The sequence below is a fragment of the Amphritea sp. genome (genome assembly GCF_048266285.1).
Classification (GTDB): domain Bacteria; phylum Pseudomonadota; class Gammaproteobacteria; order Pseudomonadales; family Balneatricaceae; genus Amphritea.
Genome location: NZ_JBLWZV010000002.1, coordinates 160,536 through 182,650, shown reverse-complemented (window position 1 = coordinate 182,650; position 22,115 = coordinate 160,536). Strand labels below are relative to the sequence as shown.

Here is a 22,115-nt window from a genome sequence, read left to right as displayed (position 1 = left end):
GGTGCGCCCGGCACGATTCGAACGTGCGACCGCCTGGTTCGTAGCCAGGTACTCTATCCAGCTGAGCTACGGGCGCTAAATGGCGGTGAGAGAGGGATTCGAACCCTCGATAGAGTTTCCCCTATACGCCCTTAGCAGGGGCGCGCCTTCAGCCACTCGGCCATCTCACCTTGACAACGGCGCGTATAATACAAGATTGATTTTCAAAAGAAAAGCGCTAATCCTATAAAATCGCGATTATTCACTTTCCTGCTCTTTTTCTTTCTGAATACGCTGATAGATCTCTTCACGATGAACAGAAATGTCCTTAGGCGCGTTAACACCAATGCGAACTTGGTTTCCTTTAACACCTAAAACAGTCACGGTAACGTCATCACCAACCATTAAGGTTTCACCAACACGGCGTGTAAGTATAAGCATAGATAAATCTCCTTATTTAACAGACAAGTACTACAGACCTGACCTCTCCTGTTTGCGTCATTACAAACAATGGGTTGCCGCAGGGTGACCTTGCGTTAAACATTATATTTGTTCAACAGTAGCCTAACTATAGACCACTGCCGTTAAGTTTATTCGCTAACTGTATCAGCCGCGTCTAGATCGAAAGCAGAGTGCAAACCACGCACCGCTAGCTCGAGATATTTTTCAGCAATGACGACAGAAACCTTAATTTCAGACGTTGATATCATCTGAATATTGATATTGTCACCCGCGAGTGTATCGAACATCTTGCTGGCGACACCTGAATGAGAACGCATACCCACACCAACAATAGACACTTTAGCGATCTTATTGTTCCCACTAACCTCACGCGCACCTAACTCTTCTTGCACCTTCTGAAGAATCTCCTGCGCGGCAGCAAAGTCATTACGGTGAACCGTAAATGTAAAGTCCGTTGTATTATCCGCCGCAACATTCTGAAGAATCATATCGACTTCAATATTTGCCCGACTAATAGGCCCCAGAATACGAGAAGCAACACCTGGAATATCTGGTACACCCAGAACTGTCAGCTTCGCTTCATCGCGGTTAAATGCAATCCCTGAGATGACCGGTTTTTCCACTGTATTGTCTTCCTCTGTTGTTATAAGCGTGCCCGGGCCATCCTCAATACTATGCAGAACCCGGAGTGGCACATTATATTTACCCGCAAACTCAACTGAACGAATCTGCAGCACCTTCGACCCGAGGCTGGCCATTTCCAGCATCTCTTCAAAGGTGATCTTATCCATACGACGCGCACCTTCTACCACCCTAGGGTCAGTAGTGTATACGCCATCTACGTCCGTATAGATCTGACATTCATCCGCTTTAAGCGCCGCCGCAAGCGCGACACCGGTGGTATCAGACCCACCACGCCCTAACGTCGTAATATTGCCGTCCGGATCGACGCCCTGAAAACCAGCCACAACCACCACTCGGCCCTGTTGCAGGTCTGCACGTACGGCATCGACTTCAATATTCTGAATCCGCGCTTTCATATGCACGTCATCAGTTAAAATTTTAACCTGGCCACCCGTATAGGAGCGGGCACTCACACCCCGCGCTTGCAACGCCATACACAGCAACGCAATGGTGACCTGCTCTCCAGTCGATAACAACACATCCATTTCTCGAGGCGTAGGCTGCGTCTGAATTTCACTGGCTAGACCAATTAAGCGGTTTGTTTCCCCACTCATCGCAGACACAACCACAACAATATCGTGCCCTGCTTCGCGGAACTTTTTGACCTTATCGGCTACCCCTTGAATACGCTCAACGGTACCGACCGAGGTGCCTCCATACTTCTGTACATATAGGGCCATACTTATCTGTTCCCTTTATCAGCCTCACGGCTGCTATCATTACAAATTTTGTTCGACTAACTGCTGAACCGTAGCAAGCACCGCAGGCAACGCCTCGGCATCAGTACCACCACCTTGGGCAAAGTCAGGACGACCGCCCCCTTTACCACCCAGCGCCGCTGTTAAGTTACGCACTAGGTCACCGGCTTTCACCTGACCGGTCAGATCTTTAGTCACACCGGCTGCCAAGCTGACTTTACCGTCAACAACGGTGGCCAAAACAACCACACCACTCCCCAGCTTATTTTTTAACTGATCAATGGTATCGCGCAGTGCTTTAGGATCGACACCCTCTAATTTTTCCGCAAGAACTTTAACACCTTTGACGTCAAACGCATTACCCAGCAGATCCGCGCCTTTAGCAGCGGCAAGCTGAGTCTTCATCTGCTCCAGTTCTTTTTCCAACTGACGATTCTTATCAGCTTGCTCCTGAAGTTTTACCTCCAACTGCGCAGCAGTCTGATCAATATATGCCAATGCTTTAGCACCCGTGACCGCTTCAATACGCCGCACCCCCGCAGCAATACCACCTTCTGAGACAATCTTCAGTAACGCAATATCACCGGTACGAGTAGCGTGGGTACCACCACAAAGCTCAACGGAAAAACCGTCGCCCATGGTTAATACCCGAACAGTATCCTCATACTTTTCACCAAAGAGTGCCGCTGCGCCAGTCTGCTTCGCTGTTTCAAGATCCATAATATCGGTTTGAACCAGGCTATTCAGACGAATCTGCTCATTACAAATCTGCTCGATCTGCTTCAATTCTTCAGCCTTGACCGCCTCAAAGTGAGAGAAATCAAACCGCAACCGATCCGCATCACAGAGCGAACCTTTTTGCTGTACGTGATCACCGAGCACCTGACGTAACGCTTCATGCAAGATATGAGTCGCCGAGTGGTTTACAGCCGTCGCACGACGTTTTGCTTCATCCACCTGAGGGGTCACTGTATCACCCACGGTCAGGCTACCACTCACCAGCACACCGTGATGCAGATGGTTTTTCGATTCTTTAGTACAATCTTCCACTCGGAACTCAACGCCGGCAGCTGTTAACACGCCAGTATCGCCGACCTGTCCGCCAGATTCGCCATAAAACGGCGTCTGATCCAGCACGACCATGCCGTTATCACCTGATTTCAACTGTTCAACCGGCTCACCATCACAGAACAACGCCACCACTTTGGCAGTGCCGTCTAGTTGGTTATAACCGGTAAATTCGGTCTGCCCTTCAAGGTGCAGCGCATCGTTATAATCAACATTAAACTTACCCGCCGCACGGGCACGATTACGCTGATCTTCCATCGCTTGGTCAAAACCATCCATATCGACTGTCAACTGGCGCTCACGAGCGACATCGGCGGTTAAATCAACGGGGAAGCCATAGGTGTCATACAGTTTGAAAACGGTTTCACCGGGAATCTCGGTACCATTCAGCCCGGCAATCACCTCTTCCAATAAACGCAGACCATGATCCAACGTTTTAGCAAACTGCTCTTCTTCTTTTAACAATATGCGCTCAACCTGAACCTGCTTTTCTTTCAGCTCTGGGTAAGCATCACCCATCTCAGTAACCAATGCGGCCACCAGCGTATGGAAGAAGGCACCGCTTGCGCCTAACTTATTACCATGGCGTACGGCCCGACGGATAATCCGCCGCAGCACATAACCTGCTCCTTCATTCGAGGGGATAACATCATCACAAATCAAAAACGCACAGCTACGAATATGATCGGCAATCACTCGCAACGATTGCGTATCCGTTTCTTTACAACCAACAGCAACCGAGGCTGCTTTTAATAAATTTTGAAACAGATCAATTTCATAATTGGAATGCACGCCCTGCAATACCGCAGCAATACGCTCAAGCCCCATACCTGTATCAACAGACGGCTTAGGCAACGGCGCCATAGAGCCATCCGCAGAACGGTTGAACTGCATAAAGACTAGGTTCCAGATCTCAATATAACGATCGCCATCTTCTTCAGGGCTACCCGGAGGCCCACCCCAAACATCAGCGCCGTGATCATAAAAGATCTCACTGGATGGACCACAGGGTCCGGTATCGCCCATTGACCAGAAGTTATCTTCATCTAGCTTAGAAAAGCGATCCGGATCGATACCCATTTCGTCCTTCCAGATCTTCTCTGCTTCATCATCAGAGATATGCACAGTGACCCAGAGTTTTTCTTTCGGTAGTTCAAGAATTTCTGTCAAGAAGTACCACGCAAAGCGGATCGCATCACGCTTAAAGTAGTCACCAAAACTAAAATTACCCAACATTTCAAAAAAGGTATGGTGGCGCGCAGTATAACCAACATTATCTAGGTCGTTATGCTTACCCCCGGCACGGACACAGCGCTGACTACTGGTGGCTCGGTTATAAGAACGCTTATCGCTACCAAGGAAAACATCTTTAAACTGCACCATACCCGCATTGGTGAACATCAGGGTTGGGTCATTCGCTGGAATCAGTGAACTACTTTCAACAATTTCATGCCCCTGAGATTGAAAATATCCCAGAAAGGCCTGACGCAGTTCAGCACTTGTCATATTTTTCATAGCTTTAATCGCTCGCAATACCTAACCGTTACACCACTGTTTCCGATACAAAACAAAAACTTAGAAACAGACACAAAAATCATTACAAAAATGGCGAAGTAGTATATAACGAGACGATTAAATCTACGAATATTTTTCCTTCTGACACATTTTCGAGAAAGACAACAACGAGGAGGTTTTGCGGTGGCGCTAGCAGAATTTCACGCTAGTCATGTTCGGACGCGGCTTCGATTGCGAAGTTTATCTGCCCAGCCGTAAACCCTCGCTGAGACATATAACGCATTCTTTTAGCCCTTTCTTTGAAGTCAGTCACATCCAGTACGGTACGGTATTTTCGCTGATACATATCGGCCGCCAATTCAAACCAGTCGATATCGGCCGCCTCAAAAGAGCTCGAGATCAACTCACTATCGACGCCTTTACGTTGCAATTCGAAGCGAATTTTAATCAACCCTTGCCCCTGTCCTACGCGCATACGTATAAAGCTTTCGGTAAAACGCTGATCTGACTGATACCCCTTAGCCATAAGCTCATCAAGCACTGCATCAAGATCTACTGATTCGCAACGCGCCGACAACTTATCCCACAACTCTTTTCGAGAATGCTCCCGTCTGGCGAGCAAACCAATGGCCGCATTTTTTGCATCTGCTGACGTTTCAAATACTTTCATCTTTATCTATCTCAAGCAGCCCATCTCTAACAAGTTGCAGCAATATAACCACGACCAAAAAACTAGCAACCAAAAAAGGAGCCCAAAGGCTCCTTAATTAAATAGCACACAAACCATTACAGATCTAACTGAGGCTCAGCGGCTTTTTTTTCGTCTTTCTCTTTAGGAGCAGGTACGACCAACAGCTTTTCACGAATAGCGGTCTCAACTTCTACGGCAATCTCTGGATGCTCTTCCAAGTATTTCGCTGCATTCGCCTTCCCCTGACCAATCTTAGTACCTTGATAAGCATACCAAGCACCAGACTTATCAACAAAACCATGCTTAACGCCAAGATCTATCACTTCACCCATGTGATAAATGCCTAAACCATACATGATCTGGAATTCAGCTTCCCGGAAGGGTGGCGACACCTTATTCTTAACCACTTTCACACGGGTCTCATTACCAACGATTTCATCGCCCTGCTTCACAGCACCAATACGACGAATATCTAAACGAACAGAGGCATAGAATTTAAGTGCATTACCACCGGTTGTGGTTTCTGGACTACCAAACATAACACCAATTTTCATACGAATTTGGTTAATGAAAATAACCAAAGTATTGGCATTCTTCACGTTACCCGTCAGCTTACGCAATGCCTGAGACATCAAACGTGCCTGCAACCCCATATGAGAGTCGCCCATCTCGCCTTCAATTTCCGCCTTCGGCGTCAACGCAGCAACAGAGTCAATGACCAATACATCCACCGCGTTAGAGCGTACCAGCATATCGGTGATTTCTAATGCTTGCTCACCAGTATCCGGCTGAGACACCAGCATATCATCGACATTAACGCCGAGCTTTTCCGCGTAACCTGGGTCTAGTGCATGCTCCGCATCGATAAAGGCACAGGTTTTACCCATTTTTTGGGCTTCAGCAATAACCTGTAGCGTCAGTGTTGTCTTACCGGATGATTCTGGCCCATAGATTTCAACAATACGGCCAGTAGGTAAACCACCTATGCCTAATGCAATATCTAGCCCGAGCGAGCCTGTCGAGATTGCAGGAATCGCTTCCCGGGGGTGATCCCCCATCTTCATAACGGCACCTTTACCAAATTGACGTTCAATCTGACTCAGGGCAGCATCAAGTGCTTTCTGTCTGTTTGCATCCATTGTAATGACCTATCTCTGCAGCGCAGTTAAAATACTGTATGTTTGACCAGCATTATTAACATAGCGGCTTCCGTTTGCAAGGAAAAAATATGTTTTTTTATACAGTGCTTTTACTTAATTGTTTTATAAGCCCTTTTAAAGCTTCAGTTACCGCAGAGGAGCGCACCGCATGGCGATCACCGGCAAACTGAAAACAGCGTGCATCAACAACACCACCTTCAAGATACCAGCCGATCCAAACAGTACCCACCGGTTTCTCCGGCGTTCCACCACCGGGACCAGCCACGCCACTGATCGACACACTTAAGCTGGCCAAACTGTTTGCCACGGCTCCTTCAGCCATCGCTATAACAACAGCCTCACTGACCGCACCATCAGTTACAAACAATTCTGACGGCACCCCCAACATCTGAGTCTTAGCTTCATTACTATAGGTCACAAAGCCACACTCAAACCAGTCAGAGCTGCCAGCTAACGCAGTAATCTCCTGCGCGACCCAACCACCGGTACAGGATTCAGCAGTGGCAACTCTGACCTGCTTATCCTGAGCTAATTGTGCCAAAACTTTAACTTGCTGTTGTGTATCCATTGACTGCCCTATTGACTGCCCTAAACTGATTGACCAAACACGACATGACCAGAAGACATTCCCTCATCCCGACTTATGCAAACAAGTGATATTTCTTTTTCACGATCCCTTCTTCGGGAAAGGCTTATCCAAATTCAACTGAGCCAGCCAATACCAATGACTGATATCTTCCTTAACCCATCGTTCTGCAATATCATTCAACTGTTTGGCTAGTTCTGCAGCGGCCAACTTCTTATCTAAACGATCATCCGGTAAAATTGGAGACTCGATCGTTGCCTCAAAATTAGCACCTTCTTTACGTTGAATATGTATTGGAATAACCGGTACACCTTGCTTAACAGCTAACCTTGCTGCTAGCATTCGATTCCCAACCAATGGGATTTTCCTCCCAAGCGCCGGCGCCCAAACAAGCCCATCTTTCTCTTCGTCAATGAATATCGACAAGCTTTCACCCTGTTTAAGGTAATTCATCATATCTCTTGCAGCCCTAGGTGAAGCAGGAATATAACGCGTACCAGCATTTTCGGGGCAAAATTTTTTACGAACATTCATAGCCACTTTCAAGCGTGCTTTATCTGGAATGGGGTCATATAGTGCCACTACACTCCCGCCAAAACGCCTTATTACCTCCCCTATTAATTCCCAATGTCCTGTGTGTACACACACATAGATAACTGGCCCATCAATACCTGATATACGTTCTCTTCCTTCAATATTGAAGCGTTGAACGGCTATTTTGTGTAATACCGCATATTCACTATAAACGCGACCAAGATGTTCAACATGTTGAATAATTCTCTGTTCTCTTGCCCGATACTCCGTCAGCCCTTCCAAACGCTCAAAGTTGCGATGTAATCGCACAATCCACTTCCGCTTCAACCTAATAGCTCTACGTGCACTTTGACGGCCTAGCCAAGCTCCAATTGAAGAAACCATATCGATTGGTAACAAACGAAGCACAGAAACCATAAATAGTTCTGAATGTTGTCGAATGGAGAACTTCTGCTTACTCATACCCGCCTCTTTTACTCAGCACCATTGGCAAACCACCTTTAGGCCGCAGTGTTAATCGACACTCAATCTCTACCTGATGATTCTCGGGTAGCCTTAACTCAAAACGCTGCGCCAACGTTGCCAAACATAAAATACCTTCAGTTAAACCAAAACGTAATCCCAAACAAACTCGATGGCCGACACTGAAAGGAATATAGAGAAACTTATCGGGTCGCGGATTACCCGGCATAAACCGCTCAGGGTAGAATGCATTAGGGTTTTCCCACTCCAGCTCATGCCGATGCAACAACCAGGGTAATGCCAACATAATAGTGCCTTTTTTAACTTTGCTGCCACGAATCTCATCATCACTACGAGCCTCACGACTGAGTAACGGAACCGGTGGGTAAAGCCTTAACGACTCTTCAAATACTGCCCGCGTAAAAGGCAAATTAGCAACATCACCTAGGGTCGGCGTTCGCCCCTGAAGGACGCTATCAATCTCATCATACATTTTGCGACGTGATCGCTCACAACCATCAAGTAAATACCAGCTCCAAGCCAAAGCGTTAGCGGTTGTCTCATGCCCCGCCATAAACATCACAATCGCTTCATTCCTAGCTGCCTCAGCGCCCATAGGACAACCACTTCGTCCTAAAGAGGACATATCCCCATCTAACAGCACCGATAACAATGTCAAACGGTCAGGCTTATTACCATGCTTATAACGCTCAATAATCTGATCGATAACCTGATGGACCTCAGCAGCAGCCTTAGCTGCTTTTTTTCGTTTAAATGGATTACCCAAGCGCCGAAGAAAAGGAAGACCAAAGGTATCCGCATAATCAAGCTGATTAATAGTATGTTGATATTCTGTAAAACCATTCACAACCTTGGCAGCATCATTATCTGATACATCATCACCAAAAACAGTACGACCAATAATCTGTGCTGTCAGCCGTGCCATCTCATTCAGCACATCAACGGTGGCCCCCTCCGGCAGCGCCTCCCACCGTTCCGACACTTCAACAGATGAGGCCGACATAATGGCAGCAAAATCAGCTAAATATGAACTTTCAAAAGGAGGTGAGCATGCTTTACGACGCGCCTTCCAAAGCGCGCCATCACTGACAAACAAACCATCTCCAAGCAAAGGCCTTAGAGCATGTCTCATTTGTGGGCTTTTTTTATCATAAATATCATGACGATCAAGAAATACACGCCGCACGGTGTCAGGTGAGTTACAAAGAATGTATTCCTGATTAAGTAGTTTGAATGACATTTTTCTAGCTCTATAAGCCTTATCAGACCAGAGTGATAGCATATTCTGATGAAAGGCTGGTAGCCGACATAATAAAAGCTTCGATGACTTTGCCCGCAATACGTTTACTGGCACAAATAACGACGGCCTTTCAGTTGTTTTCATGTTTATTTATCGACCAAAACAGTTAATTATCAAGGAAATCAGCTTTCTCTGCTGGAAACATATACAACAAAACAACTTATTACACTAGTCGCTAATATATGACAATTGCATCACAAAGATTGTAGTTGAATAGATATAGCATCAATAAACAGCAACGAAAGTAGGCTTCCTTAAAGTTCTCACTCTTATATTGGGTGGATATTTCCTTTAGAATAAGCCATTCATCTATATGTTTAAACGGACATGATTACTCAGCATGGATAAACGCGTTGCTCTTATTGGTTACTCATTTCGTCTGCCTCAAACCTCCACCGAGACTTTTTGGCAAGACCTTATTGATAGAAAAGACCTCATAACCGAGGTTGACCCTGATCGCTGGTCATTTGATAGTTTCCTGCACCCTGATAAGCAACACCCCGGCACTAGTTACACTTTTAAAGCAGGGACACTGGGTAATATTGCTGGATTTGATGCTGAATTCTTTGGTATATCGCCTCGTGAAGTATCGGTCATGGATCCTCAGCAACGCCACCTATTAGAAATGACCAGTGAAGCAATTGAGCATGCTGGAATAAAAGCGTCAAGTCTGAGAAAAAGCGATACCGGGGTTTTCTTTGGTATATCAAGTACCGATTACTCATATCGAATGAGTGATGACCTGAGTGTCATCACCTCATCAACAGCAACCGGAAACACATCCAGCATTGCCTCAAATCGTATATCCTATACTTTCGATTTAAAAGGTCCCAGTATCTCGATGGATACGGCCTGTTCATCAACTTTAGTTGCATTCCACCAAGCCTGCCAGTCAATCCTGAGCGGCGAAACAACAACGGCCTTAACCGGTGGCATAAGCCTACATTTACATCCTTTTGGCTTTATTATTTTTGCCAAGGCAACCATGCTGTCACCGGATGGCCGCTGTAAAGTATTTGATGAATCAGCTAATGGCTATGTACGCTCCGAAGGCGGTGGCGTTTTCCTATTGAAAGATTACGATCAAGCCAAAGCCGACGGAAATACGATTCTGGCAGTGGTTGCGGCTTCTGCCGTTAATACTGACGGTAACAAATCAGGTATCACAATCCCATCTTGCCAATCTCAAATAGTGCTGATGGAGCAAACTTGTCAAAAAGCGGGAATCACTCCAGACCAGATTGATTATATAGAAGCACACGGCACTGGTACGCCAGTCGGCGACCCTATAGAAACACGTGCAATTGGTACCGCCATCGGACAGAAAAGAAACTCACCACTTCCCATCGGTTCAGTTAAAAGCAACCTAGGACATCTTGAAACAGCTTCTGCCGTTGCCAGTTTAGTGAAATCATTACTAATTTTGAAACATAGAGCGGTCCCGGCGACTATCAGTATGAAGACGCCAAACCCTGAGATCAAATTTAATGAGTGGAACATTCAGGTCGTTGATCAACTATTACCCCTAAAAGATCAAGGAATACTCACCGTCGGGATCAATTCCTTTGGCTTTGGTGGCGCCAATGCTCACGTGATTTTACAAAGTGACGACAATGCTGTTACGCCAGAAAAGCAGAACGCTTATCCGACAACATCCGTACCTCTCCCCATCATGGTAAGTGGTAAAAGTACACAAGCGCGTAATGATAATACAACTCGCCTGATTGAATACCTGAAACACAATCAGAACACTGATTTCTACGATGTCGCCTGGAACTACAATCAACAAAAAGAGCGTTACGACGACGCTATTTTCCTGTTTGCCAAAAATAGTGATGAAGCAGTCGATAAGTTAAATCATTTTATTCAAAATACAGATGATAAAACCAATCAGGTCTATACGGGCAATGGACTAACAACCTCACCTGGACCTGTGTTTGTCTATTCAGGTAATGGCTGCCAATGGGAAACGATGGGCAAAGCATTACTGGAATCATCAGCCGTATTTGCACAATCTATCGCCGAAACCGATGCGCTATTTTCAAAATTTGCTGATTTCTCACTGATAAACGAAATAAAAGGTCTAAACGGCAGCGATCGTTTTGAGTATACAGAGATAGCTCAACCTGCTCTCTTTGCCATTCAAGTGGGGATAACCGAACACTTACGGCATCTAGGCATAACTCCCGTAGCTGTCACAGGACACAGCGTTGGAGAAGTTGCCGCGGCTTGGGCCTGCGGTGCTTTATCTTTGCAGGATGCGGTAAAAGTTATTTACTTCCGAAGCTTATACCAAGGTAAAACAAAGGGTCAGGGAGCAATGACCGCTGCAGCAATCGGTGCAGAAGAAACCAAAGAGTACTTGCTACAACCTCGCTTTTCTAGAGTATATCTTGCAGGTGACAATAGTCATAAAGGGGTCACCCTTGCCGGAGACCCTCTGCAGCTTGAAACGCTAGAACAGCTACTAAGTGACAAAAACACATTTAACCTTCGTTTACCATTGGACTATGCGTTTCATAGCCCGCTGATGGACCCTATTGAGCAGCCACTTCGGCACTCTCTTGCAGACATAGCACCACAACCAAATACCATCACTTATATTTCGACTGTCACTGGCAGTCCGATTGAAGGCGAACAGCTCGACGCTGACTACTGGTGGCGGAACATCAGAAAACCCGTTCTATTCAAACAATCAGTTGATTACCTGCTGAATCAAGGACACAACTGTTTTGTTGAGATCGGCGCTCATCCGGTGCTACGAAACTATCAGCAAGATCAGATTAGGCAGCATAATATTGCCGCTAGAATGATTCCAACCATCACACGTAACAACGGAACAGCCCGAGAGTTAGAGCAATGTGTTGCGAGCCTCTTTATGGCTGGGGCTGTTGACCTCAAGCCATGGTTCCCGCATGCAGGAAAACGTCTAGCCTTACCTCTCTATGCTTGGCAGCATGAAGATTATTGGTATCCGACAACGGTAGAATCTCAACAATTACTCAACCGTCATTCAATTCATCCATTACTTGGCGCGCCAGTTCCACATCGTCCATTGCTCTGGGAAAGCCAGCTCGATACGACGCGCATGCCTTGGTTGGCGGATCACCAGGTTGGCGACAGCGTTGTTTATCCTGGCGCTGGATTTATTGAACTAGCGCTAAATGCTGCAGATCAGTGCCGTCAGCAAGACATTGTCGAGATCGAAGAGTTTGAAATCTTAGGCCCATTAATATTAGAGGATGGCCAAAGTAAAGTTGTACAAACTCAGGTAAATCCAGTTTCCGGCGAAATTCGTATTTGCAGCCGAAGTTTTACTGTTACAGATCAATGGACACAAAACTGTAAGGCCCGTGCAGTTCACCAAACAACAGGGCAAGCTTTGCAGCAAACGGCACCCGTTTTACCGAGTTCAATGCCTGATTTTGATGCATCAAGCCATCAGCAACTAGCGTTACTCGCAGGACTTCAGTATGGCCCGGTATTTAGTGCTGTGAAGCGAGGCTGGTTGCAGGAAAATGAAATTCTAGCCGAGTTAGAAATACCTGAATCCATAAGCCCAACAGTCAGCCAATACTTGCTCCATCCGGGGATGCTCGACAGTGCTATACAGCTAGTCATTCACTTCCTAACAAGTGAGCTTTCAAAACATAAAGGGACGGCCTTTATACCCGCCAGAGCAGATCGTATTCTGATCAACCGACAAGCGGGTACTCAACCCACCCTTGTCCGGCTAAAATTAACACGTAAAGCCCCGCATTCATTGCTGACTAACATTGAGCTGTTCGATGCTACGGGAAGCACCATCGCAGTACTTGAAGGTGTGCGTTTTAAAGCGGTACGCCTTTATAAAGCAGACGCTCATGATATTGAATTCCTTAATTACCACCTGACGCCGACTCCACTTAAATCGGACAATAAAACATCTATATTGACACCTCTGAATCACGCTATTCGTGATGCTTATCAAGAAAAGCAACATAGCATTCACCGCTATAATAATGAAGTTGCTCCGCTGCTTGAAAGCATGATGACACTTGCCATGGCTGAAGCGATGCGTTCGGTGATAAGTACAAAACAAAACTTGTCCATTGAGGATATAGAAGTACTGAATTTACAAGACCCCAATAATAGCAATATTCGCGGTCAATTCTTGAAATCAGCCTGTGAATACAATGTTCTGACAAAGACGGATGACGGCTTCGCCCTTACCCCGGACTTTAACGAGCCCGAGATTAACAGCAACCTTATTTGGAACGCTTTGCTCCGTGACTATCCTGAGTTTTTCTCGGCTACCCACTTAGCAGGAAGAACATCACTATTGCTAGAAAGCTTCTTTAGACCCACTGATCAAACGAGTGATTTAACACCAGGTGAGCTCTCAAATGAGGCGCCGAATCATGAAGGTTACCTACGTTTATTCAAAGATTTATTAACTCAAACGACCTATCCAGTAATCTCTCACGCACTGAAAAATTTAGTCACAGAGCAACAAAACAGCTTACAACCGGGTCAACGTTTCCGAATTCTCGAAGTTGCCTCATCGCAATGCCATTACGGTCATAGCCTCTGTTCTGCAATCAACTTTGATATTGCAGATTACACCTTCGCTAGCAATAATGAAGAGGCTTTAGAAAGTGTTGACCACCTACGTGTACACTACCCGCTAGCTATGTCAACAGCGCTAGACCAAACCGAAGCAGTGGCCCCTTATCAATTGCTTTTATTAACTTTTGATGATTATCAAACCGATAACTGCCTACAACAACTGCAGCAAATCAAACCACTACTCGCGGATAATGCCACCATCTTAATTTGTGGCATGCAACCATCATTCTGGTTAGATTTTGCACTTGGTCGCAACCAGGACTGGTGGGTTGATAACCAATCAGTACAAGTGTCTGGTAAGCAATGGTTAACCACCCTTGAAAAACAATCGTTCTCCGATTTACGATTATTATCAACAGAAGCACAGGACAGTAGCTTTTTTCTGATCAGCGGAATTTTCTCAAGCCACGAAATAAAACCTCAAGAAACAGAAACGGGTAACCAGTGGTTGATCATTGCCGACGATCATCAGAAAGAAACAGACCTAGCCGCTCGTATCAGCAGCCTACATCCGGCAACCACCTGCACATACGAGACAGCAGATGAACTGACAAACATAATACTTGCAGCCGAGCAGGTTAATAGACCCGTTTCTAGAATTATATTGTTACAGCAGCTGGGTAATAATACAGACCCACTCGTAAGCCAAACACTTCGATGCAGTCAAGCAACAGATGTGTTACAAACCTTAGAAGCGATTAATAATACTGCTGAAGTCTGGATAGTCACTCAAGGGGTAGGTGCAACGCTTCCTTGTGATCAGGCAATCGAAACAACACCAACGACGCAAACACCTGCAGATGCTGCTCTTTGGGGCTTTGGCCGCACTCTGATGAATGAGTCACTGAGTAATCAGGTTCACCTGATCGACTTGCCTAACACGCTTAATAGCCTGTCTCTAGACGCACTCCTTGCGGAGTTACAAACTCCCTCAAATGAACATGAATTATTTATAGCTGAACAAGGACAGCGCTTCGCGCCACGCTTACGCCGAGAAACGTTCCCTGTATTAGAACAAACTTCAGAGGCCAAACTTATATCATTAGGTTTTGAGCTTCCTGGTCAGTTAAGAAATCTACAATGGCAGTCACGACCGACCAGAGACCTTAATGATGATGAAGTAGAAATCGAAGTCAAAGCCACAGGCCTTAACTTTAGAGACATCATGTATGCATTGGGTCTGCTATCCGATGAAGCAATCGAAAACGGCTTTGCCGGCGCAACAATGGGCTTAGAATTCGCTGGTAAGATCATTAAAACAGGTAAGCACGTAGATACATTTAGCATTGGTGACGACGTCGTTGGTTTTGGCGCCGCATGCTTTAGCAATCGCATAATGGCCACTAGTTATTCCATTGCTCGCATACCAACCGGCCTTAGTTATGAAAGTGCAGCAACCATTCCGACAACATTCCTAACGGTTTATTATGCACTTCATCACCTAGCTAGATTGCAACCTGGTGAGAAAGTATTAATTCACGGCGCTGCAGGCGGTGTGGGCATCGCAGCAATACAAATAGCTCAATGGCTTGGGGCAGAAATTTATGCCACTGTCGGTTCCAACGAAAAGCAGGATTTCCTTAAATTAATGGGAATTCCGTCAAAACGTATCTACAACTCCCGTGAACTAACTTTTGCAGAACAGATACTACAAGATACCGATGATGGTAAAGGCGTCGATGTGGTATTAAATTCCCTCGCGGGAGAAGCAATCAATCAGAATTTTCGGGCCCTTAAACCTTTTGGACGTTTTCTAGAACTGGGCAAACGTGACTTCTATGAAAACACCCCCATTGGGTTACGCCCGTTCCGCAACAATATTAGCTATTTCGGTATTGATGCAGACCAGTTACAACAAGAAAGACCTGAGCTAACAAGCCGCTTATTCACTGAGGTATTAGAACTTTTCAACCAAGAAATACTTTTTCCTTTACCTTATACGCAGTTTAACGCACATCAAGTCGTCGATGCATTTCGCTACATGCAACAGGCAAAACAGATAGGTAAGATCATTGTTACCTATGATGAAGGCTTAACCCCTGACACCTTCCTAGCTGCCAGCACTGACCATAAGCAATCATTGAGCTTGGACCCGCAGGGTAGTTACCTCATTACAGGAGGCCTAGGTGGCTTTGGGCTTAAAACAGCTCAATGGTTGGTCGAAAAAGGCGCTAAACAACTCATCCTCCTGAGTCGTCGTGGCGGTTCATCAGAAGAAGCAACTGACTTCCTAGCCAATTGCCAAGCCAATGAGATTAATGTGCATATTGTCGCCTGTGATGTGACCAATAAAGAATCATTAGAAGCTACCATCAACCTGTGTGGTAAACAATTGCCTCCTCTTAGAGGCGTCGTGCATGCCGCCACAGTGATAAATGATAGTCTAATTCGTAATCTTGATACGAATCAGATAGAAACCAGTATGGCGGCCAAATTACGTGGAGCCCAGTATCTTGATGAATTAACCCGCAAACTGGAGCTCGAATTTTTCATTCTCTACTCCTCAGTAACAACCTTGCTAGGAAACCCAGGGCAAGCAGCCTATGTTGCAGCCAATCATTGGCTTGAAGCGCTAACGGCAACTCGTCAAGCCTTACAGCTACCAGCAACATGCGTTCGCTGGGGTGCCATTGATGATGTCGGTTTCCTATCGCGAAACACTGAAATAAAAGATGCACTACAAAACCGGCTCGGCGGCAACGCACTTAATTCCGATACGGCACTAGATCTTTTGGAACAGATGATTGTCACACAGAGCCAACAACTGGGAGTGTTGGAACTTGACTGGCATGCACTTAGCCGTTTTTTACCAACAGCCTCCCATAACAAGTTCAGAGAGCTTGCACTTACCGCCAATGAAGCGGAACAAAATGAGGATGATATCCTCGACCTCGAAGAGATGATGCGAACCATGAGTCAGACCGAGTTCCATGGAGCAATTGTCGATATTTTAACTCATGAGCTCAGTGAGATACTCATGATTTCTACAAGTAAAATTAGCCCTGAAAAATCTATCTATGATATGGGGATGGACTCTCTGATGGGTGTCGAACTAATGACTGCCCTAGAATCTAAAATTGGCATTAAAGTACCTGTTATGGCACTCACTGAAACCCCCAAACTATCACAGTTAGCCGATAAGATTATTGATCTGGCAAATAATAAAAACGCCAAAGCAGAATCGGAAACTCAAGCTATTGTCGAAAAAGTCGTCGCGCAACACGGGGAAAGTAATAACAAAATAGCCAATAACATCCTCAGTTCACTAGAGCAAACAGACAAACAAGACCGAGTGAAACACTAATGGTTGCGAAAAAATTAACAAGTGACCTAAAACAAAAATTGATTCAGCAAGCTCTGCAGCGAAAACTTAAGCATGTGGAAACTGATGCAGCTAAACCCTTAGTGGCTATTGAAAAAACGGCGGTCCCGGATAAGTTTTATCGTTTTGATCAGCACCCGGGTTATATTCAGATGCAAATAATGAATAAAGGGGCAGAACAACTCGGTGTTAAAAGCCCTTTTTTTCGGGTGCACGAAGGTATCGCTGGCGCGACAACAATCATTAATAATAGGGAATTGATAAATTTCGCCAGTTATAATTACCTTGGCCTATCAGGTCACCCAGAAGTTAATCAGGCTGCAACCGAGGCATTGGAGAGATATGGAACATCAGTATCCGCTAGTCGAATTGTGGCTGGTGAACGTCCTATACACCAACAATTAGAACAAGCACTGGCAAAAGCCTATGGCGTTGAGGATGCTGTTGTTTATGTGAGCGGGCATGCGACAAATGTATCCACGCTTGGTTATCTATTTGGAGCTAAGGATCTAATCATTCATGATGAATATACCCACAATAGCGCGATTGTAGGTGCACAGCTATCCGGTGCCAGACGGCTCTCATTCCCACACAATAATCTAGCCGCATTAGAGCAACTACTACAAGAAAAACGCCATCAATTTGAAAGAGTCGTGATTGTCGTTGAAGGCTTATATAGTATGGACGGTGATTTTCCAGACCTAAAGCGCTTAGTCGAACTGAAGCGACAATATCGCGTATTTCTCATGGTAGACGAAGCCCACTCTTTTGGAGTACTCGGTAAAACAGGCAAAGGCCTAAGGGAGTTATCACAGGTCCCCGCAGCAGATGTTGATATATGGATGGGTACGCTCAGTAAAGCGCTCTCAGGCTGCGGAGGATTTATTGCCGGCGAGTCCGCTCTAGTGGAAAACCTACGTCACCTATCACCTGGCTTTCTTTATAGCGTGGGGATACCCGCCCCTATAGCCGCAGCAGCTATTAAATCATTAGAAATAATGGAGCGAGAGCCCAGCAGGGTAGATCGTTTACATTCAATATCAGACTATTTTATTCATAAGGCTAAAGCATTAAAATTGAACATCGGTGAAAGCAAAGGAATTGCTATTATTCCCATTACTCTGGGCAGCTCAGTTAAAGCCGCACAAATTTCATCTGCACTTTTCGATCAAGGTATCAATGTGCAACCGATTCTCTACCCTGCCGTGCCTGAAAAAAGCGCTCGATTACGTTTCTTTTTGTCGTGCGAACATACCCAAGAACAGGTTGATACGACGCTAGATACACTTGTGACCCTTCTGTGATCCTAAGGCCTTTACATAAATGATCAATCGAAACTTCATCTTCCTTCAAGGGCCAACTAGCCCTTTCTTTTCTAGGCTTGGAGATAAACTACTGGAGATGGGGGCGAAGGTTTACCAAGTAAACTTCAACATGGGTGATTATTTTTTCTGGAGAAATAAACCCTCATTTCATTTTCGTAAAAACGTTTCTTATTTACCTACGTGGCTTGAAGCTATACTTCTGAGTTATAAGATCACTGACATTATTTTGATGGGGGATACACGCCCAGTTAACATACCGGCCCTCCCTCTCTCAAAAAAACATAATATAAGACTGCATGTTTTTGAAGAGGGGTACCTTCGCCCAAATTTCATTACCTTGGAAGAAGGTGGTGTTAATGCTTACTCTTCTTTACCTAAAGACCCAGTATGGTATTTTACTGTAGGGCCAAGGCTTCCTACTCTGCAAGAAGGTGAACCTGTAACAAACCCAATTTCATTGTTAGCAAAACATGAGATTAGTTATCACCTACCCGGACTACTAAACCCACTATTCTATCCCGGTTATAGAACCCACCGGCCCTTTATTTCAGGCATAGAGCTATCCGGCTGGGCTTACCGTTTTGGGTTGATGCATAGATACGTTAAGCGGGATGCACGCTCAATCGAATCACTGATTAAAAGCCAAACACCGTTCTACTTACTACCATTACAGCTCGACAGTGACTGTCAGATTAAAACACACTCCCCATTTAAATCCATGGAGGAGGTGATCAAGCTAACAATGACCTCTTTTGCACTTCATGCAGCCAAAGATTGCTTATTGGTTATAAAAAACCATCCTCTAGATACCGGTTTTACTAATTTTAGTGGGCTGATAGAGCAATTAGAACACGAATTAAATATTTGCGGCAGAACTCTGTACCTCGAAAGCGGCCATCTACCAACGTTACTAGACCATTGCCAAGGTACCATCGTCGTTAACAGTACAGTGGGAACCTCTTCGATTATTCATCAATGCAGAACCATTGCGCTAGCGGATGCTGTATACAACATTCCAGGACTAACATCAAGTTGCAGCTTAAACGAATTTTGGAATGACTCCGAGCGTCCCAATATGCGCTTATTTCGTAATTTCCGTAAAGTCATGCGCTATAGCACTCAACTTAATGGAAGCCTTTATTCTGATGATGGTATAGAAATTAGCATTCGAACCTCTATTGAGAGGCTAAAAATGACAGAGTCTCCGTTACAAACCCTATTAAAAAAATTCCCACTAACGCCACAGATGAAATCTGATGAGCACTCAATATAAGTATTATAAATCCTTACCAATCAAATCTTTAGTACAGTATTTATTTGCTACGGTTTGAATAAAAAAATTAACCGAAAGCTGGTCTATATTATAAATACTTTCCTTTGACTTTAGCTCTTCTTGATTACACCAAATAAAAAAAGGAGTATCTTCAACCGGCTCTCCCATAACCTTATAAACTTTTGTCATGACCGGCACGTGATCTCCATACCAGCAGAGATAACTCTTTCTCTGTCTCGAGTTGAGATACGTTGTTAACTGGTCAATCATGTTATCGGCATTTTTGAGATGCTTTAGATAGACGGTCAAGTCTCGTGCCTCTTCGGGAGGTAGCGTATGGTAAAGAGACTTCGTATCGATACCAACATTACTTTCTAAGTGCAAAGGACCATGGTTTTCCATTGTTATGGCAAAAACAAAACAAGGAGAACTCTCCTTGTCCATCACCTCTTTCGCCTTCTCAGCAACGGCCAAATCACTAATATACTGACCATTCTTTTGTTCTGGGCTAAATTCACGGATATCAATAAACTGATCGAAACCTAACTGTGGAAACACCGTGTCTCGATGATAAAACGCAGCAGGATAAGGATGAATACAGATCGTTCTATACCCTAATGATTTGAGCTGAGACACTAAGTTAGGCAAAGAATTACGAGTTAAATACCAATATGGATTGAACTGGTGAATACCCATATCTGATGAATTAAGCCCCGTCAAAAAAGAACTTTCAGTACGCACCGTATTCGCACCCCAAGCAGGCACGATCACCCGACCAAAGGACAATGACTGTTTAACAATTCTATCATAGTGTTGTAATACATCCTCACGCACAGAATTAAAACTTAACCGAGGATCAAAAAAAGATTCACTCTGCACGACCATTAAATCGGGCAATACCTCAATGTTGTTGAATTGAAAATCTTTCTGGTAAACAGGGTGAGCAGTTAATCCAGAACATCTAGTAAATGCCATAAAATAGCACCAAAATGAAGAAAACAAGCCCATTAAACGCAGGTCTTCAACTGGGTCCAATTTTGCTTCGGGTAAACTTCTAGCTGCTATAAGTGCGATAGCCCCCGTGCCTAACAGGAGACTTAGTGTTAAACCAAAAAACACCATAATTTCAACTGTTAGCAACAATGAAGCTTCCAAGCGCAATGCAATATAAACAAGAAACGTAAACAATATGCATCCAATTAACGCATTCCAAATACCAAAGAAAGGTAAATAGAGCCGAGGATGCATAATCATATCCGAAAAATACTCAAAGTCCTGTAAAATAAACGGCTCTCTAAGCGTACGATATTTGACAAAATTAACGGCCATTAAAAGTAACTGCAATGAAGTCGTGAGCAATACTGCAAACCATGGTCGCTGAAATAACAGCAGACAGAGCAAGAAAAAACTTAACCATGAAGCAATATGGAGCAGGTAAACAGTCGCTCCACGTAACAACCGAATACACTGACGCGGTACCAATAAAGAAAACTCAATCAGAAATGACGCACAAACACCGATAAGCGCAGGAAGAACAACACTATCGATATACATATTAATAGCTAATATATTCAAGAACATTACTGACCAGTGTAATTTAAAAGTTTCAAAATTCGCGCCGAAATTCCAGATGGCAATACTGATAAAAACCAGCAACCTAGGTTCAAAGGAAAGGGAAATGTAACTCGGGCACGCTGAGCCGCAATAGCTCGACAAATAACGGCGGCTGCCTTTTCAGGCTGCCACAAAAAAGGCTTGGGACCCGGCATCTCGGAACACATGACAGAGTCAACATAACCAGGCATGATAACTGTTACATGTACATTATAAGGCGCTAGCCATCCACCTAAAGCTTCGCCATAAGCTTTAACTGCCGCCTTACTCGCACTATAACTCGGTGTCAAAGGCAAACCATAATACCCTGCTAGTGAACTTAGCAGACCTATTTTACCACTCTGTCGTTGGCGCATAAAACCAGCAATCTGACCCGACATAAGCAGAGTCGCTTTGACATTAAGATCCAACAATCCGATCATGTCATCAAGCTTTTCACCTGACATGTCAGTACCTATATTGATATTGACACCCGCACACGCAATAAAAATGTCCAGTGGGCTATTCGTATCCAACTCATCTAACCAACGACGGAGAGCCATCGAGTCTAATAAGCTTATGCTATGCGTATTAACCTTTGCACCAAGCCCACGACACTCCTCAGCAATACCATTAAGTAAAGCCTGATTACGGCCATGAAGATGCAATAAAACCCCATTCTTGGCATATCGCCTAGCCAAGGCGCCACCAATAGCACCGGTAGCTCCCGTAATCAGAATTACTTGCGGCGTTAGTTCAGTTTCAGAAGCATAGCTCACAGTCATAACCCTTCACCTCATTACATTTCTAATTACCAAAGTTCTCATTCATAAA

General features: G+C 44.8%; 13 protein-coding genes and 2 tRNA genes. 3 read left to right on the top strand and 12 right to left on the bottom strand.

What is annotated here, in order from left to right; genetic code table 11:
• Positions 1-2 precede the first annotated feature (2 nt).
• The 10 genes from ACN0T0_RS04375 to ACN0T0_RS04330 form a co-directional block, all read right to left on the bottom strand.
• A tRNA-Arg gene (locus ACN0T0_RS04375) sits at positions 3-76 on the bottom strand.
• A 4-nt stretch (positions 77-80) separates the two neighbouring features.
• Positions 81-170: transfer RNA gene (locus ACN0T0_RS04370), tRNA-Ser, on the bottom strand.
• A gap of 67 nt (positions 171-237) precedes the next feature.
• On the bottom strand, positions 238-420 hold the full coding sequence (gene csrA / locus ACN0T0_RS04365; RefSeq protein ID WP_126157485.1) for a carbon storage regulator CsrA: 183 nt from the start codon (positions 418-420) through the stop codon (positions 238-240).
• Positions 421-569: 149 nt separating this feature from the next.
• Complete coding sequence (locus ACN0T0_RS04360) at positions 570-1,805, bottom strand: aspartate kinase (protein ID WP_417223703.1); 1,236 nt, start codon at positions 1,803-1,805, stop codon at positions 570-572.
• A gap of 39 nt (positions 1,806-1,844) precedes the next feature.
• Entirely contained in the window at positions 1,845-4,397 is a 2,553-nt protein-coding gene (gene alaS / locus ACN0T0_RS04355; protein ID WP_417224016.1) for an alanine--tRNA ligase, read from the bottom strand.
• A gap of 214 nt (positions 4,398-4,611) precedes the next feature.
• Positions 4,612-5,076 (bottom strand): regulatory protein RecX, encoded by a 465-nt coding sequence (locus tag ACN0T0_RS04350; protein WP_417223701.1) that lies wholly within the window; start codon positions 5,074-5,076, stop codon positions 4,612-4,614.
• 116 nt (positions 5,077-5,192) lie between these two features.
• The gene (gene recA, locus ACN0T0_RS04345; RefSeq protein ID WP_417223699.1) at positions 5,193-6,236 is read right to left on the bottom strand and encodes a recombinase RecA; all 1,044 of its coding nucleotides are present in this window, start codon (positions 6,234-6,236) and stop codon (positions 5,193-5,195) included.
• Positions 6,237-6,333: 97 nt separating this feature from the next.
• Complete coding sequence (locus tag ACN0T0_RS04340) at positions 6,334-6,825, bottom strand: CinA family protein (RefSeq protein ID WP_417223697.1); 492 nt, start codon at positions 6,823-6,825, stop codon at positions 6,334-6,336.
• Positions 6,826-6,924: 99 nt separating this feature from the next.
• Positions 6,925-7,839: a lysophospholipid acyltransferase family protein gene (locus tag ACN0T0_RS04335; RefSeq protein ID WP_417223696.1), complete on the bottom strand. Its 915-nt coding sequence runs from the start codon at positions 7,837-7,839 to the stop codon at positions 6,925-6,927.
• Positions 7,832-9,100 (bottom strand): cytochrome P450, encoded by a 1,269-nt coding sequence (locus ACN0T0_RS04330; protein WP_417223694.1) that lies wholly within the window; start codon positions 9,098-9,100, stop codon positions 7,832-7,834. Before ACN0T0_RS04330 ends, ACN0T0_RS04335 begins: the two co-directional genes overlap by 8 nt.
• A 400-nt stretch (positions 9,101-9,500) precedes the next feature.
• Here ACN0T0_RS04330 and ACN0T0_RS04325 point away from each other — a divergent pair, with 400 nt between their 5' ends.
• The 3 genes from ACN0T0_RS04325 to ACN0T0_RS04315 are packed head-to-tail and all read left to right on the top strand — an operon-like array spanning position 9,501 to position 19,688.
• Positions 9,501-17,072, top strand: a complete 7,572-nt coding sequence (locus tag ACN0T0_RS04325) for an SDR family NAD(P)-dependent oxidoreductase (protein WP_417223692.1) — start codon at positions 9,501-9,503, stop codon at positions 17,070-17,072.
• Positions 17,072-18,394: an aminotransferase class I/II-fold pyridoxal phosphate-dependent enzyme gene (locus tag ACN0T0_RS04320; protein ID WP_417223690.1), complete on the top strand. Its 1,323-nt coding sequence runs from the start codon at positions 17,072-17,074 to the stop codon at positions 18,392-18,394. Before ACN0T0_RS04325 ends, ACN0T0_RS04320 begins: the two co-directional genes overlap by 1 nt.
• Positions 18,395-18,413: 19 nt before the next feature.
• Positions 18,414-19,688 (top strand): capsule biosynthesis protein, encoded by a 1,275-nt coding sequence (locus tag ACN0T0_RS04315; RefSeq protein ID WP_417223689.1) that lies wholly within the window; start codon positions 18,414-18,416, stop codon positions 19,686-19,688.
• A 3-nt stretch (positions 19,689-19,691) separates the two neighbouring features.
• On the opposite strand, the gene ACN0T0_RS04310 is transcribed toward ACN0T0_RS04315, so the two are convergent.
• Together ACN0T0_RS04310 and ACN0T0_RS04305 are read right to left on the bottom strand one after the other, a co-directional pair.
• On the bottom strand, positions 19,692-21,263 hold the full coding sequence (locus tag ACN0T0_RS04310) for an LTA synthase family protein (RefSeq protein WP_417223687.1): 1,572 nt from the start codon (positions 21,261-21,263) through the stop codon (positions 19,692-19,694).
• A gap of 5 nt (positions 21,264-21,268) precedes the next feature.
• Positions 21,269-22,066 carry an SDR family NAD(P)-dependent oxidoreductase gene (locus ACN0T0_RS04305; RefSeq protein ID WP_417223685.1) on the bottom strand — a complete coding sequence of 266 codons (798 nt, stop codon included), beginning with the start codon at positions 22,064-22,066 and terminating at the stop codon, positions 21,269-21,271.
• Between the last annotated feature and the right edge of the window lie 49 nt (positions 22,067-22,115).